The organism is Solidesulfovibrio fructosivorans JJ] (genome assembly GCF_000179555.1).
Taxonomy (GTDB): domain Bacteria; phylum Desulfobacterota; class Desulfovibrionia; order Desulfovibrionales; family Desulfovibrionaceae; genus Solidesulfovibrio; species Solidesulfovibrio fructosivorans.
Window position 1 is genome coordinate 1 of the sequence record NZ_AECZ01000048.1, and the last position, 21,794, is coordinate 21,794.

Below are 21,794 nucleotides of genomic sequence, written 5' to 3' on the forward strand. Positions count from 1 at the left end.
TTCAAAAAAGGGGTTCCCGCCCCCCCAGCTACTCCTTCTCCCCTCCCAAAAGGACCTCCCATGCCTGACAACAACATCATATGGCCGGCGGAGTTCGGGGCCCAGGCGGCGGTATGGCTGGCCTGGCCGGGCAATGTGACGGACTGGCCGGGCAAGTTCGCCCCCATTGCCTGGGTGTATGGCGAGATGGTCCGCAAGACCACGGGCGCGGGCCAAAAGGTGCGCCTGCTCGTGCGCGACGGCGCGCAGGAAGCCAAGGCGCGGCGGGTGCTGCGCGACGTGGGCGCGGACATGGGGCTGGTGGAAATCTTCACCGCGCCCATGGACCGGGGCTGGACCCGGGATTTCATGCCGTTTTTCGTGCACCGGGACGGCCGGGTGGTCGCGGTGGACTTCGGCTTTACCGGCTGGGCCAAGTATCCGGATTATGAAAAGGACAGTGCCGTGGGCGAGCGGGTGTGCGGCGAACTGGGCCTGGAGGTGGTTGTGCCCGAACGCGACGGCCGGCGGGTGGTGCTCGAAGGCGGGGCCATGGACGGCAACGGCGCGGGCGACGTGCTGACCACCGAGGAATGCCTGCTCGACGCGACGAAGCAGGTGCGCAATCCGGGGTTCGAGAGAGCCGACTACGAGGACGTCTTTGCCGAATACCTGGGCGCGCGAAACGTCATCTGGCTGGGGGGCGGCATTGCCGGGGACGACACCCACGGCCATGTGGACGACCTGTGCCGGTTCGTTTCCCGCGACACGGTGGTGCTGTGCCGGGAGGACGACCCGGCCGACGCCAATTACCGCCCCCTGGCCGAAAACCGCGAAAGGCTCTCCGGCGCGCGCCTGGCCGACGGCGGCGCACTCGCCGTCATCGACCTACCCATGCCGCGTCCCCTTGTTTTCCGGGGCCAGCGGCTGCCGGCCAGCTACGCCAATTTCCTGATCACGCCGCGCGTGGTGCTGGTGCCCACCTTCAACGACGCGCGCGACCGGCTGGCGCTTAGCATCCTGGCCGAGGCCTTTACGGACCACGAGGTGGTCGGCATCAGCGCTGTGGATCTGGTCTGGGGGCTTGGAGCGGTGCACTGCCTGACCCACGAGGAGCCGGCGGGAGTCTGATGCGGCGGAGGGGACGTTTCGGGACACGGGCGAACGAAGCGCCCGGATTTTCGGCGCTGTTGCCCTAGGATGCGGCCAGGAGGCATCCCAGGGCCGTCATCACCGAGGCGATATTGGAAAAATCGCCCACGAACATGCGGCCTGTGGCCCCGAGCGCCAGGGCGGGCACGGCCAGGACCGGAAGCGGCCGCGACTTCGGCGACCATTTTTCCACATCCACCACTTCCAGTCGGAACCGGCCGGGCTGGAACCTGTCGCACCAATCGCGCAACGCCGCTTCCAACCGGCTGTTTCCGGATGTCTTTCCGGCAAGATATAAAATGAGACGCTCAGACATGGCTCCCCCAACGCACATTAAAGCCATACGCACGGCCCAGGCGGTTACAGGATTTTATTTTCTACTAAATTAGAATGGAATTTCCGTCAATGGCATCCTCGGAAAAAGAACGGGCAATAAAGGGGCCATTGAGCAATTCCGGTTTGTTGTAGCGGAATTCCCCGCCGTCCGGCACGGTCAGCGCACCCCCCGCGCCCAAAAGCACGGCGTGGCCGGCGGCGGTGTCCCATTCCCAGGTCGGCGCCAGACGGGGATACAGATGGCAGGCCCCTTCGGCCAGGGCGGCGAACTTGAGCGCGCTGCCCCGGCTGACAAGGCGCACGCCGGGAAAGCGCGCCAGATAGGCGGCCGTCGCGGCATCGGCATGGGACCGGCTGCCCATGGCGAGAAGCGGCTGGCCGGGGACCGGGGCCACGGCGCGGATGGGCACGGCGTCCCCCCCGGCGACGCGGCGTGTGGCGGGAATGCCCGGACCGCCGCAGTAGAGGGTATCCGCAACCGGCGCATGGATGACGCCGTACACCGGCTGTCCCGCCTCGATGAGCGCGATCAGCACGCAAAATTCGTCGTTTCGCCGGATGAACTCCTTGGTGCCGTCCAGGGGATCGACCAGGAAAAACCGCTTGTACCGCCGTCTCGTCTCGTACGGCGCGGCCTTGGTCTCCTCGCACACCACGGGCACGTCCGGATACACCTGGGCCAGGGCTTCCAGGATGAGGGCGCTCGAACGCGTATCAGCGGTCGTCAGGGGCGAATGGTCGGCCTTCTCCTCCACGGAAAAGCCGTTGTGGTAGATTTCCAACACGGCGTGTCCGGCCAGCCGGGCGATGCCGCCGAGGGCGGACAGATCGAGATCGCGCATGCCTGCTCCCTTTTCTTTGCTTGGACCGGTTCCTATGAACCGAGGGGCCGGCTGTCAATGCATGGCTCGGTTGCTTTTCCGGTGTCGCGCGGCTATGAACACGCAGTTATCCGACGTCCAAGCGGAGGGTCTGTCGTGAGCGAAGCGGTACGGGTGCTTCTGGTCGACGATGAGGAAATCTACGTGGACACGCTGCGCAAACGCCTGGCCAGACGCGGCCTGACGGTGCTCACGGCGGGAAGCGGCGAACAGGCGCTGTCCATTTTGAACGAAAACGCAGTGGACGTGGTGCTGCTCGACGTCAAAATGCCCGGCATGGACGGCATGGAAACGCTCTCCCGCATCAAGCATGCCCACCCCCGGGTGGAAGTCATCATGCTGACCGGACACGCCAATGTGGACGTGGCCATCCGGGGCATGGAGCAAGGCGCGTTCGATTACCTGATGAAGCCGGCCGAAATGGACGATCTGTATTACAAGATCCAGGACGCCTACAAGAAGATACAGCTCGCGGACAAGGCGTAATACGGCCATGGACGACGCCCCAGCCCGCCGCACGGTGCTCATTGTCGAGGACGATCCACTCTCGGCGCGCGTGGCCGAAAAAATCCTGGCCCGCCTGGGCTACGGCGTATGCGCCGTGATCGAGACCGGCGAGGGCGCCGTCGCCGAGGCCAAGGCCCATGCCCCGGACGTGGTGCTCATGGACATCAACCTGGCCGGGAACATGGACGGCGTGACGGCGGCCAGGGCCATCATCGAATCCCTGGGCGCGCCGGTCATCTTCCTCACGGCGGCCGTGGACCGCGAGATCATGGACCGCGTGGCCGCGACAGGCGCCGCCGGCTACATCCAAAAGCCCGTCAAGCTGCTCGACCTCAAGGCCAACCTGGAAATGGCCATCACCCGCCGGGAACGGGAACGCCCCTGCCCCACCGACGCGGCGGCCCAGCTCTATCGCCGGCTGCTCGAAGCCGTGGCCAGGGCCTTCGACCGCCCCTTCGCCGTGGTCGATCCCGACGGCCGGGTCTTGTTCGCCCATCCCGACGGCCGCCTGGCCGGAGAACTTTTCGCCGACGCTTTCCCGGCGGAGCCGCCGGCTCCCACCGAGACCGATACCCCCTGCCCCGACGCCTCGGGCCAGCCCCTGGCCTGGGTCCGGTTGTTGGGGAGAGAGTAGGATTCAGGAGAAGGAACCGGGGAAGGGAACCCTTTTTTGCAAAAAAGGGTTCCCTCCCCCGGCCCCCCACCCTCCCCAAAAACTCCTTACCGGCCTGCTCCAAAAGTCCTTATACGCGGGCTGGCGGGAATTTTCGCTGACAAGATCTAAAGAACGTTCAATGCCGAAGCCACACTATGGGGCGTTGGCCAGAGCCAGTCGGGCCGTTGCCGTGGGCTGGGCCGGCGTCTCGGGCATGTCGGACGGCCTGGCGGCCAGACGCATGGTGGTCCGGGCGTGATTTTCGATATTGGCGGCGTAGTAGGCGGTCACGGAGAGCGCGCGTCCGGTGCGGGCCATGGTGACCAGCCCCCCGTCCCTGGCCCAGGCCAGGCCGGCCTTGCCCATGGCCGAGGGCTGCCCGAACCGGGCGGTCAGATGGCGGCGCATGGCCGTTTCGTAGCCGTCGATCTTGTCGGTGAAACGCAGATTGAGGGTCAGCAGGCTGCCCGCGACCTCGGAAAAGACCGCCGCTCCGGAAATGGGTCCGGCCTGGGCCGGGGATTTCCGGTCGGCGCGGGAAAAGGCGTAGGTCACGAGCTGGCCGGGAAGGTTCGCCGCCACGGCGCAACACTGGCGGCTGCGCTCCCGGATGAAGGCGGCCACGGCTTCCCGTTCGCCGACCGGCCCGGACAGCGGAAACGCGAAATTGCAGCTCTCGCCATGGCCGCGCCCCATGCGAAACCGTTTGTCGGTCAGCTTGGCGGTGAGCGTCCGGGGCGTCTCCCCGGCGCTGATGTCGTAAAACGAAAATCCGTCCGGCCTCTTGGGCGCGGTGGTGAAGCGCACGTCGCGCGAGACCTTGGCCCGCAGCGCGTAACCGGGCGCGGGGGGCGCGGCCTCGGCCAGCGCCGGGATCGTCACCACCGGCAGCGCCGGCGGACGACGGCCAAGCTCCTCGTAGACGAATGCCCCGGCGATCAGGACAAAGGCCGTGCCCGTAAAAAGCACGGCCACCACGTACTTGAGCAATCCCATCCGGTCCAGGGCCTCGATCCAGGTCGTGCGTTCGCGTCGTTTCATGTCGCCATCCCCACCGGCGCGCCCGGACCGGCGGCCGATGCCCTCCTATCGGACGGCTACGGCTGGGGCAATAGGGGCGGACAGGCCTAAAACGTGAAGCGCAACCGCGCCGCGCCGCCGGGACCGCCGCCTGTGTCGTATTCCTTGATGCGCGAACCGCTCTCCCGGTAAAAGGTCATCGTCCCCGGCAGGGCGTAGAGCGCCCCGAGACTGACGGACAAGCCCTGGTACGGCCAAAAATCCAGCCAAGTCCCGACCCTGGCCTCCAACAGCGAAACGAATCCGCCGGCCGCCACGGGATTGCCATCGGCCAGTTTGTACTCGCCGCCGTCCATGGAGCCCGTAAGGCGAAGCCCCCACCACTTCCCGGCGCGCCAAGCCACCTCGGTTCGCGGAAATCCAAGATCGACGGACAGATCAGGCATGGCCGGGGAAGCATAGCGCACCGTGGCCAACGGGAAAAACCGCGTCGTGATTTTGGAAACGGAAACCCCGCCCCCCAGGGTCAGCAACCAGTGGTCGCCAAGGGGAACGCTGGCGCCGGCCAGGACCGACCCGCCCAGGGCCCCCGCGAAATCGCGTTCGAATCCCAGGTTTCCCCGCACCCCGACGAACCCGCCGATCGACCTCCACAGCCCGCCCCTGACGGTCAGGCCCGCCTCCAACGCGTGGAGGGCGTCAAAGGGGGCCCGCCCGCCGAAAGGCAGCCGGCCGACCCGGGAAAAATCGTACCACGTGCCCGTGTACCCCATGTCCAAACCCAGCCGCTCCGTGTCGTAGGAGAGCTTCACCCCCTCGCGCCAGGCGGACATCCTCGCCCCGGACACCGCAACCGGCGCCACATAGCTTCCTTCGCTTGTCGCGCTGAAGGCTGATTTGCCGGCGTCCCGCCGATCGCCCTGGGCGGCCTCCTCCATGGCCTCGAGGTCCTGCGTCACCAGCACGCCGGCATCGTCATCCGCCCAGGCCTCGCCCAGATACGCCAGCAACAACGCCGCCGCCACAAGCGCAACACCAAAAAACCAAGGCACAACGCCCTGCCAGCCCCTCGACGCGCCGCCGCCTCTTCCGCTTCGTCCATGGTCCATGATCGCCTCCTGATGTGTTGTCCGCCCGTGTCCGGAACCGCGGCTTCCGGACGTGCCCCGATACAGTCACCTATCGGTGACATATAGCGCAAAAAAAATCCCTAGCCTTGGCCGAACACCGCCCGAATGATCCGGGCCAGCATGGCTTCGATGCGCTCCCAGCTTTCCGGGTCGGCCAACTCGAGCCCGGCAAAGGTTTTTTCCTGCCGCGCCGCCCGCACGGCCAAGTGGTTGATGGCCGCGCCGACCACGGCGTTGAACGCCTCGACGTCAAACCCCGCGGGCTGGTCAACCGCGACAAGTTCCATGAGCCGCGTCCCTGTCATGGTCCGCACGTTGTCCAGGGCCGCCGTCAATTCGTTTTGCTCAAGAAAGCGCCAAGCCAAAATCTCCTGGGTCATTGGCCGGTTGCGTATCCCGCGCAAATAGTTGCGCACCGCTATGACCACACGCTCGGCGTACGGAAGGGCGAGAAACGTCCCCTCGTCGCCGCCGATGAGCTCGTCAAGGCTCGGCCAGAAGTCCCCATCGTGGGAGAATGCGGCGACAAGACCGGGCAACCCACCGAAATAACGGTAGATAAGCACCTTATCCACGCCGGCTTCGCGGGCCACCGTGTTGATGCCGACCGCCGTGAACCCCTGACGGGCCAGAACCCGGCCCACGGCCTCCCGCAGCCGCTTCTTGGTGGCTTCCCTGTTCCTGGGTCTTTCGCTTGCGGCATGGCGCCCGACGGACATGTCCCTTACCCCCGCCAGGTCCTTAGTCACCAAGAAGTGACATTGTCAACGGGAATTTCCCCGCGCCGGGAAACAGCAAGGCAAGCCCGCGTCAGTTCCCGTACTCCCGCCCATGGCGGGAGGCGAGGCAGGCGGCCACGGCGGCGGCGGTGGCTTCGTTGAGTTCCGGCAGGCTGGTGCGGTTGTTGAAATCGCCGAGATGCGGGCCGGTGACGAGTTCCACGTCGGCCGCGCCCCGGGCGTGCGCCCGGGCCGCTTCCGGGGCGAGGCCCCGGGAGGTGAGAAATTCCACGAACGCGTCGTCGGTCATGGTTTCCTGGTCGGCCACGCGCAGAAGTTCGGTCATGTGGCGGTCCACGCCCATCTCCTCCACCATGCGCCGGGCCAGCTCGCGGGCGTTAAAGGGCGGCGCGGCCGGCGTGCCGGCGAATCCTTCGTGGTAGCCGGTGAAAATCGTTTCGATGATCCGGGCAAGCGCGGCCTCGTCGAAAAGATGCCTGGCATCGGCCGGCGCGCCGTCCGGTCCCCGGCCCACAAGGTCCGGGTCGCGCTGGCGAAAGGCGCTGCCGGCGACAAGCAGCAGGCTTATGAAATGATTTCCCAGGTGGCGGTAGAGCCTTCCCGGCGCGCCGGACAGGCACACGAGGTGCTCGAAGTCGCGCAGTCCCGAGACGCCGAAATTGGGGTGCCGCGACGAGGCGAGCCAGCGGTCCAGCCGGCCGGGCAGCCGCCAGTCGTAGACCCCGGCGTCCTCGCGCCGTTCGCGCTGCACCCGGTTGTGGAAAAGCGGGATGGCCGCCTCGTGCACGATTCCCCGGCCGGCCAGCCAGCCCAGGAGCAAGGCGGCCCGGCCGAGGGTGGCGCAAAGCCCTTCCCCGTCGAAATCCTCCGGGCACGGATCGTTGGGATAGCGGAAATAGTCCTCCCGGGCGACGTAGGCCAGGCAACGCCCCCGCCCGTCGCGGCCGGGAATATCCGGGAGGGGATCGGCAACGGCCCAGAGCATGGCCCCGCCGTCCCGAAACGGGGCCGGCACGTGGCAGGGAGCGGGGAAGTCCAGGGCCGCGCACCGCTCCATCCAGGCCCCTTCCAGGGCCAGCCCCACCGGGTCCTCGCCGTGGCGCAGGCACTTGACCACCACCAACCGGCCGGGTTGGCGGGCGGAGGTGACGAGGCTGCGGCCGGCGCGGCGGGGGGAGACGGACGGATCGGCTCCGGCCCGGGACAGCAGGTCGGCCAGGGTGGTCGGCGAGGCCGCCGTATCGGCGGCGGGCGGTTCGGGAGGAACGATGCCGGCCAAGGGCAGGCCGCCCACGGCCTCGGCGGCGGCCATACGCGGCTTTCCGGGCGTGGCCAGGGCGTCGGCCAGGGCCTTTCGGGCGGCCCGGGCCTGCGCGGGCGCTCCTTTGGCCAAAAGCGTCACCAGGACGCCGGCCGCGTCGCGGTAGAGGATGCGGGCCTGGGTCCGGCGGGCATGGTCGTTTCGGGCAAGCAGCCCCCGCAGCGCGTCCGTCACGGCCGGCGAAAGGGCGAGCGGGTCGCAAGCGGCCAGATCGGCCACGCGGCGCACGGCCAGCCAGGCGGCGGTGAAATCCCCGTCCAGACCGAACGCCGGAAAACCCGGATCGGTCAAGACGGCAGGACCGCCCGCAGCCGGCTAAACAGCGCATCCAGCTCGTATTCGTCCAACGGTTTGGGAACAAAGCCGAAAGGGGATGTCTCGGCGGCGCGGCGGCGCGTCTGGGCGTCCACATAGGCCGTGACGAACACCACCGGCACATCGGAATCGGCGCGGATGGCCCGGGCCGTCTCGATGCCGTCCATATCGCCGTCCAGGCGGATATCCATGAGCACGAGGTCGGGGGGGAAACGACGAAAGGCTTCCAGCGCCGCCGCGCCGGATCCGACGGAGGCGGTCACTTTATGGCCCATCCGCTTGAGCATGGCTCCCGTGGCCATGGCGGTGATGGCTTCATCTTCCACGATCATCACGCGTGCCGACGTCATACGCGTCTCCTGAGTCTTTCCCCCAAAGGCGGTCATTCCCCCCTCTTCCCATGTGCCCGGCATTGCATTTTGTCAATGCGCCAGCGACAAAAGGCCAGTGGGTGAAACAGGAAACAACGCGCGAAGGGGAACCGCTTTTCAAGGCGCCTCCCCTCCCGCCCACGCCTTCCCACCCCTTGTTCCCGTTCAGGACGGCACAGGGAGGGGCGTTGTCCTAGTACATGCCGCGGCCGTAGCCCATGCCCCAGCCGCCATGGCCGTTGCCGCCATGGGAGTAGCGGTGGCCGTGCCCCTGGACGTCCCAGGCCCGACCGTAGCCGTGGCCATAACCGGCCATATGGCGACCGCCGTACATGCCGTAGCCATGCCCCGGCCCCATCGGGCCGTAGCCGTAACCGCAGCCGACTGTGGCGGCGGCGGCCGGACCGGCGTTGGCCGTGTTGGCCGTGAAAGTCGTATTGTCGGCGGCAAAAGCGCTGGCGGCGGTAACGGCCAGGGCCAGGGTCAGCAATATAATGATGCGCTTCATGATGGTGCTCCTTTGGCCCCGGACCGATGTTCCGAAACCTTGTTGTTGCTTCGCCCGACATGAAGCATCAGACGTGCCAAAGCGGAAACCGCTTGAATACCGGATCAATAGAGTGCCACGGACATCATGAATGTCCATTTTTCATACACCTGACGCATACAATGCATACAGCCGGCCGCACAAAAAAAGCCCGCCGCGAAAGCGGCGGGCCGTTTGCCTGTCCAGGAAAAACGAATGCGATCAGGCCTCCATGTCGATCAGGGAATTCCAGTCCGCCGAAAACTTGGCCATGCCCGCGTCCGTGAGGGGATGGGCGATAGGGTAGTCCCGCCAGCGGCCGTCCAGATTCAGGGGCTCGTAGGCGATGGGGGCCAGGCCGGACGGTTCGTAGATGTAGGCCGGGCCGGGGATGGGCAGGCCGGCTTCGGCCCAATCCATGAGGATCTTGTAGGGCGCGGTGATGATGTCGCTGCCAACGGCCAGGGCGCACAAAAAATGCTCCATGGAGCGCACGCTGGCCGTGAGCACCTCCACGTGGCCGTCGCCGGGCCCGTACATGCGGATGATATTCTTGATGAGGTCCATGCCGTTTTCGCCCCGGTCGTCGAGACGGCCGATAAAGGGCGAAAGAAACACGGCCCCTCGCGCCGCGCCCTTTGTGGCGGCATACACGGCCGCCGCCTGGGCCTGGCTGAAGACCAGGGTCATGTTGACGCGCCGGCCCTCGCCGGTGAGCACGTTCGCCGCCTCCAGGCCGGCCGTGGTCGTCGGCAGCTTGATGTGGGCATTGGGAATCCAGGTGTCGAACTCCCTCGCCTGCTCCAGCATGGGGGCAACCGGCGTCGTCTCGTCGGCGTAGACCTCGATGGACACCGAACCCTCGGGCAAAAGCCCCGAGAGTTCCTGGCACAGTTCCTTGTAGAACTGGTAAATGGCCGTGGCACTGAACTTGTTCCCCTGGGTCTTGTGGGCCTGGGCCTCGGGATTTTTGGCCAGAAGGCTCGGATTGGTGGTCTGGCCGTCAAGAAATCCCAGGGCCTTTATGACCTGCCGGGTTTCCTCGGGGTCGGCTCCGTCCAGAAAAATGCGCGTTTTCAGACTTTCAGGTCGCATGGTCCCCTCACAGCAGAGTTTTTGACGGGTTAGGCGATGCCGTCGCGGGAACGACCGGCTCCGTTTCGGGCTTCTCGGCTGAACTTAAACACCGTTTGCCGGCAAAAGGCAAACAGCGTCGGGCCGGTTGACGTTTTTTCCTCGCGGGACACCGGATCGGGGTTTCCCCGTCGTCAAAACATGGTATGCGGCGGCCATGGATACGCCAAGCACCTTCAGTCCCGAGGAAACGGCCGGCTTCAAGCGGGCCGCCGCGGCCCATGCCGCCGCCATGGTCGAACCGGGCATGGCCGTGGGCATGGGACACGGCTCCACGGCCGTGGCCGCCGTCCCCGTTCTGGCCGAGCGCGCCGCGCGGGGCGAGCTCCCCGGCACGTACTTCGTGCCGGCGGCCCATTTCATGGCCGAAGCCCTGCGCCGCGCCGGCCTGCCCGTGGCCGGCCTGGACGACGCCCCGGTCCTGGATATCACCATCGACGGGGCCGACGAGATCGACCCGGCCGGCAACTGCATCAAGGGCGGCGGCGGCGCGCTGCTCTACGAGAAAATCGTGGGCCAGGCGGCGCAGCGCCTCGTCATCGTGGCCGACGCGGGCAAGCTCTCGCCGCGCCTTTGCTCACGCCACGCCCTGCCCGTGGAGATCACGCCCTTCGCCCTGGCCAGCGAACTGCGCTTCCTGCGCCGGATCGGCGGCAACCCGTCCCTGCGCCAGCGCCCGGACGGCGACCCCATGCGCACCGAACGCGGCAACGTCATCGCGGATTGCGCCTTCGCCCCGCTTCCCGACCCGGCCGCCCTGGCGACAAGCCTCGACGCCCGGGCCGGCGTGGCCGGACACGGCCTCTTCGTCGGCCTGGCCTCGTGCATCGTGGTGGCCGGCCCGGACGGCGTCCGGGAACTGGAGGTTGGAGGATAAAGGATACGGCAGCGAGGAACCGGGGGGAAACTTTTTTGAAAAAAAGTTTCCCCCCGGACCCCCTTTCAAAAAACTTTTAACGGTTACAGCTTGTTATCGTTATCACATCCGTAACCGGTAAAAGTTTTGGGGAGGGGAGAGCGCGAGAGGGGAACCCTTTTTTCAAAAAGGGTTCCCCTCTCGCACATCTTCCATCTCCTAAAACTCCTTCACCACAAATTCCCGAATGGCGTCGCGGACGCGGCGGTAGTGGTCGAGGGCTTCTTCTTCGGAGGCCGCGCCGGCGGCCAGGGCGGGCGGGTCGTCGAAGCCGGCGTGGCGCTTTTCGACGGTTCCCGGAAAAAAGGGGCAGGTATCGTGGGCCGCGCCGCAGAGGGTAATCACGGCGTCGAAAGCCACGTCCGGCGGCAGGTCGGCGACCAGTTTGGATGTCTGGCCCGAGATGTCCACGCCGGCCTCGGCCATGACGGCAACGGCCCTGGGGTCGAGGCCGTGGCGCTCCACGCCGGCCGAGTACGGATTGAGGACATCGGCCTTGAGCGCCCGGGCGAAGCCTTCGGCCATCTGGCTGCGGCAGGCGTTGCCGGTGCACAGGAAAAGGATGTTCTTTTTCGGGCTCAAGCGTTTTTCCCGCCTTCCCATGTGTCCCCGGGGCGTTTGCCCCCTTCGGCCCTGATCTGGTCGGCCAGGGAACGCATGCGCTCGCGGATGCTGTCGCGGATGGTCCGCACCACGGCCAGCTTTTCCGCCTCGGTCCCCTCCGCCTTGGCCGGGTCGGGAAAGGGCAGGTGCAGGCGGTGGGTGACGCCCGGAAACACCGGGCACTGGCCTTCGAGGGATTCCTCGCACACCGTGACCACATAATCGAAGAGCAGGCCGTCCCGGTACAGGTCGAAGACCTTGCGCGTCCCTTTTCCGGACAGGTCGATCCCCTCCTCGGCCATGACCGTGACCACCAGGGGATTGACGCGGGTGGGATCGAGGCCGGCGCTTCTGACCTCGACCGCGTCGCCGCAGAATTTTTCGAGATACGCCTCGGCCATCTGGCTCCTGGCGCTGTTGTGCACGCAGATGAAAAGGACCCGCAACATGATCGTCCTCCCGGGGAATTTCGTTGTCCCATCCCTAAAGAAGGCCGGTGACGATCCGGTGACGCGGCGCGGGCCCGGGCCGAACGGGCAAACGCCGCACGGCCCGGGCAGAAAGCGAGGGACTACTTCTGTATTTCCTTCTTGGCCGCTTCGTAGCCCTTGGTCAGTTTGTCCATGGCCGCGTCGAAGCTGGTCTTGAGGTCCTTGGCGGCATCCTGGCCAGCCGCCTTGAGAGCGTCGAGCTTGGCCCCGGCGTCCGCCCGCTCGGCTTTGAGGGCATCCAGTTGCTTTTGGGCGTCGGCCTTGGCCTGGTCGGTCAGGGTCGCCGCCTTGGCCGAGAGCGCGTCGATCTCCTTGTCCATGGCCGCCAGCCGCGCCGCGGCGTCCGTCCGCATCTTGTCCAGCTGGTCCTTGGTATAGGCGGCCGTGGTCTCGGCGGCCTTGGACACGTCGGTTTTGACGTCCTGGGCCGTGGGCGCGGCGGGTTTCTTTTCGGCCTTTTCTTCGTCCGACTTGCCGCATCCGGCCGCCAACATCAGGATCAGGGCCAGGGGCACAGCCAGGGTCGCCAGCACTTTGCGCATATCGTCCTCCTTGGTTCGTTTCGCGCTCACGCACGGTTTGGAACTAACGGTAGCATATCATGGCCGGGGCGCAACCCGGCCCGCGTCACTCCGCCTTATCCTTATAGAGGAGGATCGCGCTGGGTCGCTTCGGACGTGCCGGGTCGTTGTGTCCACCTTGGATCGTGTTGAGGCACTTTTTAATATCTTACTGAAATAAATGATATTTTTTCAAAACATGCTTGTGCCATTTGGGACAAGACGCCCCACAGAAAACCACTGTGACCTTTTTACCCAATCAGCGTCAGAGCGTGGGACAACTTGTCCATAATGCCCCAGCCCCCGTAAATGGCCGTTTTTTACACACTCATCCCCCCTTGGGGACGCAATGACACACTGGTGAGGGTCCCTCGACGGGGCGCTCAGTCCCGTCCGGCCAGGACCAAAAATCTTAACAAGCTGATTTTAAAAGATTTAAAAAATGGCCCGGGATTTGCTAAATAGGGAGAGCGTTTACCCAAAAGCCGCAAGGAAATCAGGTTTGGGGTCCGTTCGCAAAACCATAACCTTAACCCAAGTGAGGTTGGCACCATGGCAGTTCGCGAGCAAGTTTACGGTTTCTTCATTCCCAGCGTGACCCTCATCGGCATCGGCGCCGCCAAGCAGATCCCTGAGAAGATCAAGGCTCTGGGCGGTACCAAGCCGCTTATCGTCACGGACAAGGGCGTGGTCAAAGTCGGTGTCTGCAAGATGATCACCGATCTGCTTGATGCCGCCGGCATGAAGTACCACATCTATGACGAGACCATCCCCAACCCCACCGACGAAAACGTCCACAAGGGCGTGGAAGTCTACAAGAAAGAGGGTTGCGACAGCCTCATCACTCTGGGCGGCGGTTCCTCCCACGACTGCGGCAAGGGCATCGGCCTCGTCATCTCCAACGGCGGCAAGATCCACGACTACGAAGGCGTGGACAAGTCCTCCAAGCCCTTCATGCCGTATCTGGCCGTCAACACCACGGCCGGCACCGCTTCGGAAATGACCCGCTTCTGCATCATCACCGACCTGTCCCGCCACGTGAAGATGGCCATCGTTGACTGGCGCGTCACCCCGCACATCGCCATCGACGACCCGGTCCTCATGGTCGGCATGCCCCCGGCGCTGACCGCCTCCACCGGCATGGACGCCCTGACCCACGCCGTCGAGGCCTTCGTGTCCACCATCGCCAACCCGATGACCGACGCCTGCGCCATCGAAGCCATCAAGCTGATCTTCAAGTACCTGCGCAAGGCCGTGGCCAACGGTCAGGACATGGAAGCCCGCGAAGGCATGTGCTTCGCCGAGTACCTGGCCGGCATGGCGTTCAACAACGCCTCCCTCGGTCACGTCCACGCCATGGCCCACCAGCTGGGCGGCTTCTATGACCTGCCGCACGGCGAATGCAACGCCATCCTGCTTCCCCACGTCGAGAGCTACAACCTGATCGCCAAGGTCGAGAAGTTCGCCGAAATGGCCAAGATCATGGGCGAGAACATCGAAGGCATGGCCCCGCGCGACGCCGCCGAACTGTGCCTCAAGGCCATCCGCCAGCTGTCCGTCGACGTCGGCATCCCGGCCGGCCTGGTCGAGCTTGGCAAGCGTTATGGCAAGGACGTCAAGGCTGCCGACATCCCGACCATGACCGGCAACGCTCAGAAGGACGCCTGCGGTCTGACCAACCCCCGCTGCCCGACCGACAAGGACGTGGCCGCCATCTACACGGCCGCCCTGTAATACGGGACCAACGTGTCAAAGGGGGCCTTCGGGCCCCCTTTGAGCATCAGGACCATTTGGTGGGGGGCCGTGCCCCCCGACCGCCAGCCGCCATCGGAGGCGTTGGCAGACGCCTCCGATGACGGTCTTTCATCTGCCGCCGTCCTTGTCGCCGGGCTCGGCGCGGGTGCAAGCGGACGCGTTTTTCGACCCCCATGGGCCGAAATCAGACCCGAAACGCGTCCCGAATCCGTTTATTTTTAACACAATTGTTCCTCTGTGATACAAAGAGAAGTCAGGGAAGATTTGACGCCAACTGAGTATTTATTTGAAATTATTTGAAATAATCCTCCAGGCGCGACACCCGGTCCGGGGTGGCAAAGCAATGACCGCCATGCTATCCACTCCGGACTGCGGTCGTCGTGTCCGCCGCTACCAGGGCCTTGGGCGAACCGCTTGCGATAGATCCGTTTCTTTCACGTCAACCGGATAGGATTGGATTGTATGCAGACCATCAATCTCACCTGCGACTACGACGGCGATTTCGTTGCCAGGGTGGAGGAAGAGTCCGGTCAGAAAGTCAGCCAGTGCTACCAATGCGGCAATTGCACTGCCGGCTGCCCGTACACCTTCGCCTACGACATTCCCGTCAGTCAGATCATGCGCCTGGTACAGGCCGGTCAGAAAAAGACCATCCTGTCGAGCAAGTCCATCTGGCTTTGCGCCACATGCGAATCGTGCACCACGCGCTGTCCCAACAACATCGACGTGGCCTGCGTCATGGACGTCCTGCGCCACATGGCCCGCCGGGAAGGCTATGCCGCCGTACCCCAGGTCAAGACCTTCTGGGATTCCTTCCTGGATTCGGTCAAGGCCCACGGCCGCGTCTTCGAACTGGGGCTGACCATCAACTATGTGATGCGCACGGGACGCTTCTGGACGGATCTTGACCTCGGGCCCAAAATCTTCCCCAAGGGCAAGCTCTCCATGAAGCCCCACGAGATCGCGGGCAAGGAACATGTGGCCCGGATCTTCGAGCGCTTCGAGAGGGAGTCGAATTCATGAGCGAAGCCATTGCCTACTACCCCGGCTGTTCGGGCCTGGGCACGTCCAAGGAATACGACGCCTCGACAAGGGCCGTGTGCGAGGCCGTGGGGCTTTCCCTGGTCGACATCCCCGACTGGAGCTGCTGCGGTTCGACCCCGGCCCACACCAAGGACCACACCCTTTCCGCCGCCCTGTCGGCCCGAAACCTCCAGCTCATCTCCGGCATGGGGATCAAAACCGCCACCACGCCCTGCCCGAGCTGCCTCACCAACCTGCGCACCGCCAACCACCGCATGGAAAAGGCGGACTTCGCCAAGAAGGTCAACAACCTCCTCGACGATCCCTACGAGGGCGGCGTGGAGGCCATCTCGGTGCTGCAGGCCCTCGTCGAGAACATCGGCCTGGAATCCCTGGCCACCTACGTCCGCACGCCCTTAAAGGGCCTCAAGGTCGCCTGCTACTACGGCTGCATCATGAACCGCCCGCCCGAACTCATGGCCTTCGACGACAGCGAAAACCCCATGGCCATGGACAACATCCTGGCCACCATGGGGGCCGACATCGTCCCCTTTCCGCTCAAGGTCGAGTGTTGCGGCGCCTCCTACGGCATCCCCCGCCAGGACATCGTGGCCAAGCTCACCGGCAAGCTCCTGGACGCGGCCGTGTCCATCGGCGCGGACATCGTCGCCGTGGCCTGCCCGCTTTGCCAGATGAACCTGGATCTGCGGCAGGGGCAGGTCAACCGCGCCGGCGGCACCCACTTCCACATTCCGGTGGCCTATTACACCCAGCTTATGGGCGTGGCGCTCAATATCCCGGACGCGCAACTCGGCTTCGACAAGCTGACCATCGACCCCCGGCCCATCCTCAATAAGGCGCTGGCGGGCGCGAGCTAACAGGCGAGGGAGCACAGCCAATGCGAATCGGCGTTTTCATCTGCCACTGCGGCAGCAACATCGAAGGCACGGTGGACACGGCCTCCGTGGCCAAGACCTCCCTGGAATTTCCCGAGGTCGTCTATGCCACGGACACCATGTACGCCTGTTCGGAGCCTGGGCAGGGCGGCATCATCCAGGCCATAAAAGAAAAAAACCTCACCGGCGTGGTGGTGGCCTCCTGCACCCCCCGCATGCACGAGCCCACCTTCCGCCGGGCCGTGGAGCGCGCCGGCTTAAACCGCTACATGTTCGAGATGGCCAACATCCGGGAGCACGTCTCCTGGATCGGCAAGGACCGCGAGGCCAACACCAACAAGGCCATCGACCTGGTGCGCATCGCGGTGGAGAAGCTGCGGCGCGACGCCCCGCTCTCCCCGAGCAAATTCTCCATCAACAAGCGGGTGATGGTCATCGGCGGCGGCGTGGCCGGCATCCAGGCGGCCCTCGACTGCGCCGACGGCGGCCTGGACGTCGTTTTGGTGGAGCGCGAATCCACCATCGGCGGCAAGATGGCCAAGCTCGACAAGACCTTCCCCACGGTCGACTGTTCGAGCTGCATCCTCGGCCCCAAGATGGTGGACGTGTCCCAGCACCCCAACATCACCCTGCACGCCTATTCGGAAGTGGATTCCATCGGCGGCTACGTGGGCAACTTCCAGGTCCAGGTGAAGAAAAAAGCCACCTACGTGGACTGGGAGCTGTGCACGGGCTGCGGCGCCTGCACCGAGAAGTGTCCGAGCAAGAAAAACCCGGACAAGTTCAACGAGAACATCGGGCCCACCACCTCGATCAACATCCCCTTCCCACAGGCCATCCCCAAAAAGGCCGTGATCGACCCCACCACCTGCCGCCAGTTCGTCAAGGGCAAGTGCGGCGTGTGCGCCAAGGTCTGTCCGACCGGGGCCATCAAGTACGACATGCAAGATGAGATCGTGACCGAGGACGTCGGGGCCATCGTGGCCGCCACGGGCTACGACCTCTTCGACATCTCCAAGGTCACGGAATACGGCGGCGGGCGCTACCCCGACGTCATCACCGGCCTGCAGTACGAGCGCCTGCTTTCCGCCTCCGGCCCGACCGGCGGCCACGTCAAGCGCCCCTCGGACGGCAAGGAACCGAAGACCGTGGTCTTCATCCAGTGCGTGGGCTCGCGCGACAAGTCCCTCGACCGCCCCTACTGCTCCGGCTTTTGCTGCATGTACACGGCCAAGCAGGCGATCCTGACCAAGGACCACATCCCGGACTCCCAGTCCTACGTCTTTTACATGGACATCCGCTCCCCCGGCAAAATGTACGACGAGTTCACCCGCCGGGCCATGGAGGAGTACGGGGCGCGCTACATCCGGGGCCGCGTGGCCATGGTCTACCCCAAGGACGGCAAGATGATCGTGCGCGGGGCGGATACGCTGGCCGGCACCCAGGTCGAGGTCGAAGCCGATCTGGTGGTCCTGGCCGCCGGCGCCGAGGCTGCCAAGGGCGCGCCGCAGCTGGCCGAAAAGCTGCGCATCTCCTACGACAAATACGGCTTTTTCATGGAAAGCCACGTGAAGCTCAAGCCCGTGGAGACCAACACCGCCGGCGTGTATCTGGCCGGCTCCTGCCAGGGTCCCAAGGACATTCCCCAGTCCGTGGGCCAGGGCAGCGCCGCCGCGGCCAAGGTGCTGGCGCTTTTCTCCAAGGACATGCTCGAAAGCGACCCGCAGATCTCCCACGTGGACATCAAGCGCTGCGTGGGCTGCGGCAAGTGCATCATGACCTGCCCCTTCAAGGCCATCAAGGAAGTGGAATTCCGCGGCCAGAAGAAGGCCGAGGTCATCGAGACGGTGTGCCAGGGCTGCGGCCTTTGCACCTCGACCTGTCCCCAGGGCGCCATCCAGCTCTCCCACTTCACGGACAACGAAATCCTCGCGGAGGTCAACGCCTTATGCCAGTCCTGACCGGCAAGGAACTGCGAATCGTCGGATTCCTGTGCAATTGGTGCTCCTATGGGGGCGCGGACACGGCGGGCGTCGGTCGGTTTACCCAGCCCACGGACCTGCGCATCATCCGCGTGCCCTGCTCCGGACGCATCGATCCGCTCTTTATCGCCAAAACGCTTTTAAACGGCGCCGACGGCGTGCTTGTCTCCGGCTGCCACCCGCGCGACTGCCACTACGCCGAGGGCAACTTCTACGCCCGGCGGCGTCTGGAGGTCCTCAAGCGCTTCCTGCCCATCCTCGGCATCGACCCGGGCCGGTTCGACTACACCTGGGTTTCGGCCTCGGAAGGCCAGCGCTGGCAGAAGGTGGTGACGGTCTTTACCGAACAGATTCACGCCCTGGGACCCGCGCCGCGCTATGACGGCGTGTCCGCGGAGATGCTCGCCAAGGCGGCCGGGGCGCTTGGCCAAGGAGGCAACCGTGTCGCGGCTTGAGGAACTCAAAACGCGCATCAAGGAGGCCCTGCCCGGCCTTGAATGCGTCATCGCTTGGCAGAAAGGCTACGACCCCCTGCACAACACGCCGCTTTTCATCAGAAGCGAAGCCGACGTGGACAAGCTCGAATGGGGGCCGCTCAACGTCCACAACCCGGCCGTCTACCTGCCCAGCTTCAAGGGCAAGAAGGTCGGCATCGTGGTCAAGGGCTGCGATTCCCGCTCCGTCGTGGAACTGCTCCAGGAGAACCTGATCGACCGCTCCGAGGTGGTCATCTTCGGCCTGCCCTGCGAGGGCGTGATCGACCTGTCCAAGGTCAAGGCCAGGCTCGCCGGTTCGGACGCCGCCGCCGGCACGGTCACGGACGTGACCACCGACGGCAAGACCGTGTCCGTCACCGCCGGCGGCAAGACCGTCTCCATGCCGCTCACCGAGGTCCGGGCCGACAAGTGCGGCCGCTGCCAGTTCCCCAACGCGGTGCTGGCCGACACCTTCCTCGGCGATCCCATCTCCCCGACCGAGCCGGCCGCGCCCGTGGACGCCGACCTGGCCGCGCTGGACGCCATGAGCGTGCCCGAGCGCATGGCCTTCTGGCGCTACCACATGGAGCGTTGCATCCGCTGCTACGCCTGCCGCAACGCCTGCCCCATGTGCGTGTGCCGCGACCACTGCATCGCCCAGAGCCGCGAGCCCCACTGGTTGACCCAGGAGGACACGGCCACCGAAAAGCTCATGTTCCAGGTGGTCCACGCCATGCACCTGGCCGGTCGTTGCACCGAGTGCGGCGAGTGCCAACGGGCCTGTCCCATGGACATCCCCATCCTGGCGCTCAAGAAGCATCTCAACCGGACCATCCACGACCTGTTCGGCTATCAGGCCGGCACCGATCCGCAGGCGATTCCCCCGCTGCTGCAGTTCAAGGTCGAGGAAGACAACATCAAGGAGCGAGACTGGTAATGGCCGCTTTAAAATATATCACGAGCGACAAGCTCCCTGAGTGGCTCGCCGCCCTGGCCGCCAAAAGCCGGGTGCTCGTTCCGGTCGAGGAAGGCGGCGGCGTGGTGTTTCGGCCCTATGACGGGACCAGGACGCCGGTGTTCGGTTCCGACGCCACGGCTCCGCCCAAGTCGTCGATCTTCCCGGCCTGCCAGGAGCTGTTCCATTACGAGCAGGGCAAGGACGCGGAAGACCCGGGCAAACCCACGCTCAAGCTCATCGCGGACACCAAGGCCGAGCCGACCGTGGTCTTTGGCAGCAAGCCCTGCGGCACGCGCGGCTTCCTCATCTTCGACCGCGTCTACATGGGCAAGAAGTTCCCCGATCCCTATTACATCGCCGCCCGCGAGGCCACGACCTTCGTCACCATGGCCTGCGACAAGACGGAAAACACCTGCTTTTGCCACTGGGTGGGCTCCGGCCCGGCCGATGTGAGCGGCTCGGACGTGCTTTTAACCCCCGTGGCCGGCGGCTACACCGTCGAAGCGGTGACCCCCAAGGGCGAGGCGCTCCTCGACTGCCCGGCGCTGACCGACGGAGCGGCCAAGGCCGAAGAGGCCGAGGCGGTCAAGACCAGCACGAGGCAGGCCCTGGGCGAGGCCCCGGACATCGCGAACGCCCCCCAGGCCCTGCTCGACGCCTTCGACGACCTGCCCTTCTGGCAGGCCCAGTCGGACAAGTGCATCAGCTGCGGCGCCTGCACCTACCTGTGCCCGACCTGCTACTGCTTCACCATCACCGACGAACCCGCCGGGATGCAGGGGCGGCGCATGCGTTCCTGGGACGCCTGCATGCACTTCCAGTTCACCCTGGAAGCCTCGGGCCACAACCCGCGCCCGACCAAGGCGCATCGCTTGAAAAACCGGGTCGGCCACAAGTTCAGCTACTATCCGACCCTGCATGAAGGGCTCATTGCCTGCTGCGGCTGCGGTCGTTGCATCAAGAGCTGCCCGGTCTCCGTGGACATCCGCGAGATCGTGCAAAATGCCGTGGCCAGGGCCAAAGGCTAGGGGGCACAAGTATGACCGATCCGTTCAATCCCTATCTGCCGGAAGTGGCGACCATCCTGGAGACCGTCCAGGAGACGCACAACATCAAGACCTTCCGGGTGCGCTTCGACGACGAGGCCAAGATGGCCGCGTTTACGTTCGAGCCCGGCCAGGTGGGCCAGCTGTCCGCCCCGGGCATCGGCGAATCCACCTTCGTCATCAATTCGCCCCCGACCCGCATGGACTACCTCCAGTTCTCGGTCATGCGCGCCGGCGAGGTGACCACCCGCCTGCACGGCCTGACCGCCGGCGACAAGGTGGGCGTGCGCGCCCCGCTCGGCAAGCCCTTTCCCTACGAGGACATGAAGGGCAAGGACATCGTGTTCGTCGGCGGCGGCATCGGCATGGCCCCGCTGCGTACCCTGTTCCTCTACATGCTCGACAACCGGGCCGATTACGGCAACATCACGCTGCTTTACGGCGCGCGCTCCCCGGCGGACATGGCCTTTTCCGCCGAGCTGCCGGAATGGACCAGCCGCAAGGACGTCAACACCACGCTCACCATCGACCGCGAGGCCGACGGCTGGGAGCACAAGGTGGGGCTCATCCCCAACGTGCTGCTCGAAATCGCGCCCAAGCCCGAGAACTGCGTGGCCGTCACCTGCGGCCCGCCGATCATGATCAAGTTCACCCTGGAAGCGCTCAAAAAGCTCGAGTTCGCCGACGAGCAGATCTTCACCACGCTGGAAAAGCGGATGAAGTGCGGCATCGGCATCTGCGGCCGTTGCAATATCGGCTCGAGCTACGTGTGCGTGGACGGTCCGGTGTACAGTTACGCCCAGCTCAAGGCCCTGCCCAACGAGTTGTAGGCGCATTGATGGGGAAGCCTCCGGCGGCCCGGGGGAAACTTTTTGAAAAAAGTTTCCCCCGGGGCCCCCTTCAAAAACTTTCAACGGGCTTCGCGTGATGCATATGGAACCTCTCGGCAACCCTTTTTCCCGGCTGGAACCGCTCGCGGCGGCATGTCGCCGCGAGCGGTTCCAGCCGGGAAAAGGGGGGG

24 protein-coding genes are annotated in these 21,794 nt (G+C 65.2%); 12 read left to right on the plus strand and 12 right to left on the minus strand.

Features of this window, described 5'->3' with window-relative positions; translation table 11 throughout:
* The first annotated feature begins 60 nt into the window (after positions 1-60).
* Positions 61-1,110 (plus strand): agmatine deiminase family protein, encoded by a 1,050-nt coding sequence (locus tag DESFRDRAFT_RS19285; protein WP_005996795.1) that lies wholly within the window; start codon positions 61-63, stop codon positions 1,108-1,110.
* A 64-nt stretch (positions 1,111-1,174) separates the two neighbouring features.
* Here DESFRDRAFT_RS19285 and DESFRDRAFT_RS19290 read toward each other — a convergent pair whose 3' ends face one another.
* Positions 1,175-1,447, minus strand: a complete 273-nt coding sequence (locus tag DESFRDRAFT_RS19290; protein ID WP_005996796.1) for a thioredoxin domain-containing protein — start codon at positions 1,445-1,447, stop codon at positions 1,175-1,177.
* Between the two features lie 64 nt (positions 1,448-1,511).
* Positions 1,512-2,309 carry a 3'(2'),5'-bisphosphate nucleotidase CysQ gene (gene cysQ / locus DESFRDRAFT_RS19295; RefSeq protein ID WP_005996798.1) on the minus strand — a complete coding sequence of 266 codons (798 nt, stop codon included), beginning with the start codon at positions 2,307-2,309 and terminating at the stop codon, positions 1,512-1,514.
* Positions 2,310-2,444: 135 nt separating this feature from the next.
* On the opposite strand from cysQ, the gene DESFRDRAFT_RS19300 reads away from it, so the two are divergent.
* Together DESFRDRAFT_RS19300 and DESFRDRAFT_RS19305 are read left to right on the plus strand one after the other, a co-directional pair.
* Entirely contained in the window at positions 2,445-2,834 is a 390-nt protein-coding gene (locus tag DESFRDRAFT_RS19300; RefSeq protein WP_005996800.1) for a response regulator, read from the plus strand.
* A gap of 7 nt (positions 2,835-2,841) precedes the next feature.
* A complete protein-coding gene (locus DESFRDRAFT_RS19305; RefSeq protein ID WP_005996802.1) occupies positions 2,842-3,489 on the plus strand; it encodes a response regulator in 648 nt (215 codons plus the stop codon).
* A gap of 174 nt (positions 3,490-3,663) precedes the next feature.
* Here DESFRDRAFT_RS19305 and DESFRDRAFT_RS19310 read toward each other — a convergent pair whose 3' ends face one another.
* The 7 genes from DESFRDRAFT_RS19310 to DESFRDRAFT_RS19340 all read right to left on the minus strand — a co-directional run bounded on the left by DESFRDRAFT_RS19310 (position 3,664) and on the right by DESFRDRAFT_RS19340 (position 10,028).
* Entirely contained in the window at positions 3,664-4,551 is an 888-nt protein-coding gene (locus DESFRDRAFT_RS19310; protein WP_005996803.1) for a hypothetical protein, read from the minus strand.
* Between the two features lie 86 nt (positions 4,552-4,637).
* Positions 4,638-5,639, minus strand: a complete 1,002-nt coding sequence (locus DESFRDRAFT_RS19315; RefSeq protein WP_005996805.1) for a hypothetical protein — start codon at positions 5,637-5,639, stop codon at positions 4,638-4,640.
* Between the two features lie 101 nt (positions 5,640-5,740).
* A complete protein-coding gene (locus DESFRDRAFT_RS19320; protein ID WP_005996807.1) occupies positions 5,741-6,379 on the minus strand; it encodes a TetR/AcrR family transcriptional regulator in 639 nt (212 codons plus the stop codon).
* A 91-nt stretch (positions 6,380-6,470) separates the two neighbouring features.
* A complete protein-coding gene (locus tag DESFRDRAFT_RS19325; protein WP_005996809.1) occupies positions 6,471-8,012 on the minus strand; it encodes a SidJ-related pseudokinase in 1,542 nt (513 codons plus the stop codon).
* Positions 8,009-8,386, minus strand: coding sequence for a response regulator (locus DESFRDRAFT_RS19330; protein ID WP_005996810.1), 378 nt, complete (start codon positions 8,384-8,386; stop codon positions 8,009-8,011). Before DESFRDRAFT_RS19330 ends, DESFRDRAFT_RS19325 begins: the two co-directional genes overlap by 4 nt.
* Positions 8,387-8,600: 214 nt before the next feature.
* Positions 8,601-8,915 (minus strand): hypothetical protein, encoded by a 315-nt coding sequence (locus DESFRDRAFT_RS20910; protein WP_005996811.1) that lies wholly within the window; start codon positions 8,913-8,915, stop codon positions 8,601-8,603.
* Positions 8,916-9,155: 240 nt separating this feature from the next.
* Positions 9,156-10,028 carry a transaldolase family protein gene (locus DESFRDRAFT_RS19340; protein ID WP_005996812.1) on the minus strand — a complete coding sequence of 291 codons (873 nt, stop codon included), beginning with the start codon at positions 10,026-10,028 and terminating at the stop codon, positions 9,156-9,158.
* Between the two features lie 196 nt (positions 10,029-10,224).
* Between DESFRDRAFT_RS19340 and rpiA the strand changes: the two genes are divergently transcribed.
* Positions 10,225-10,944: a ribose-5-phosphate isomerase RpiA gene (gene rpiA / locus DESFRDRAFT_RS19345; protein WP_005996813.1), complete on the plus strand. Its 720-nt coding sequence runs from the start codon at positions 10,225-10,227 to the stop codon at positions 10,942-10,944.
* A gap of 198 nt (positions 10,945-11,142) precedes the next feature.
* Here rpiA and DESFRDRAFT_RS19350 read toward each other — a convergent pair whose 3' ends face one another.
* From DESFRDRAFT_RS19350 to DESFRDRAFT_RS19360, 3 genes are all read right to left on the minus strand, one after another.
* Positions 11,143-11,586, minus strand: coding sequence for an arsenate reductase ArsC (locus tag DESFRDRAFT_RS19350; protein ID WP_005996814.1), 444 nt, complete (start codon positions 11,584-11,586; stop codon positions 11,143-11,145).
* Positions 11,562-12,035 carry an arsenate reductase ArsC gene (locus tag DESFRDRAFT_RS19355; protein ID WP_005996815.1) on the minus strand — a complete coding sequence of 158 codons (474 nt, stop codon included), beginning with the start codon at positions 12,033-12,035 and terminating at the stop codon, positions 11,562-11,564. The genes DESFRDRAFT_RS19350 and DESFRDRAFT_RS19355 overlap by 25 nt, the downstream gene beginning before the upstream one ends.
* 122 nt (positions 12,036-12,157) lie before the next feature.
* Positions 12,158-12,619, minus strand: a complete 462-nt coding sequence (locus DESFRDRAFT_RS19360; RefSeq protein WP_005996816.1) for a sll1863 family stress response protein — start codon at positions 12,617-12,619, stop codon at positions 12,158-12,160.
* 570 nt (positions 12,620-13,189) lie between these two features.
* On the opposite strand from DESFRDRAFT_RS19360, the gene DESFRDRAFT_RS19365 reads away from it, so the two are divergent.
* From DESFRDRAFT_RS19365 to DESFRDRAFT_RS19400, 8 genes are all read left to right on the plus strand, one after another.
* The gene (locus tag DESFRDRAFT_RS19365; protein WP_005996817.1) at positions 13,190-14,371 is read left to right on the plus strand and encodes an iron-containing alcohol dehydrogenase; all 1,182 of its coding nucleotides are present in this window, start codon (positions 13,190-13,192) and stop codon (positions 14,369-14,371) included.
* A gap of 483 nt (positions 14,372-14,854) precedes the next feature.
* Complete coding sequence (locus DESFRDRAFT_RS19370; protein ID WP_005996819.1) at positions 14,855-15,415, plus strand: 4Fe-4S dicluster domain-containing protein; 561 nt, start codon at positions 14,855-14,857, stop codon at positions 15,413-15,415.
* The gene (locus DESFRDRAFT_RS19375; RefSeq protein WP_005996820.1) at positions 15,412-16,293 is read left to right on the plus strand and encodes a CoB--CoM heterodisulfide reductase iron-sulfur subunit B family protein; all 882 of its coding nucleotides are present in this window, start codon (positions 15,412-15,414) and stop codon (positions 16,291-16,293) included. The genes DESFRDRAFT_RS19370 and DESFRDRAFT_RS19375 overlap by 4 nt, the downstream gene beginning before the upstream one ends.
* Positions 16,294-16,313: 20 nt before the next feature.
* Positions 16,314-18,272 (plus strand): CoB--CoM heterodisulfide reductase iron-sulfur subunit A family protein, encoded by a 1,959-nt coding sequence (locus tag DESFRDRAFT_RS19380; RefSeq protein ID WP_005996821.1) that lies wholly within the window; start codon positions 16,314-16,316, stop codon positions 18,270-18,272.
* Positions 18,260-18,748, plus strand: a complete 489-nt coding sequence (locus DESFRDRAFT_RS19385) for a hydrogenase iron-sulfur subunit (RefSeq protein WP_005996822.1) — start codon at positions 18,260-18,262, stop codon at positions 18,746-18,748. Before DESFRDRAFT_RS19380 ends, DESFRDRAFT_RS19385 begins: the two co-directional genes overlap by 13 nt.
* Positions 18,735-19,706 (plus strand): 4Fe-4S dicluster domain-containing protein, encoded by a 972-nt coding sequence (locus DESFRDRAFT_RS19390; RefSeq protein ID WP_005996823.1) that lies wholly within the window; start codon positions 18,735-18,737, stop codon positions 19,704-19,706. The genes DESFRDRAFT_RS19385 and DESFRDRAFT_RS19390 overlap by 14 nt, the downstream gene beginning before the upstream one ends.
* A complete protein-coding gene (locus tag DESFRDRAFT_RS19395) occupies positions 19,706-20,755 on the plus strand; it encodes a 4Fe-4S dicluster domain-containing protein (protein ID WP_005996824.1) in 1,050 nt (349 codons plus the stop codon). Before DESFRDRAFT_RS19390 ends, DESFRDRAFT_RS19395 begins: the two co-directional genes overlap by 1 nt.
* Positions 20,756-20,766: 11 nt before the next feature.
* Positions 20,767-21,603, plus strand: a complete 837-nt coding sequence (locus DESFRDRAFT_RS19400) for an FAD/NAD(P)-binding protein (protein WP_005996825.1) — start codon at positions 20,767-20,769, stop codon at positions 21,601-21,603.
* Positions 21,604-21,794 lie beyond the last annotated feature (191 nt).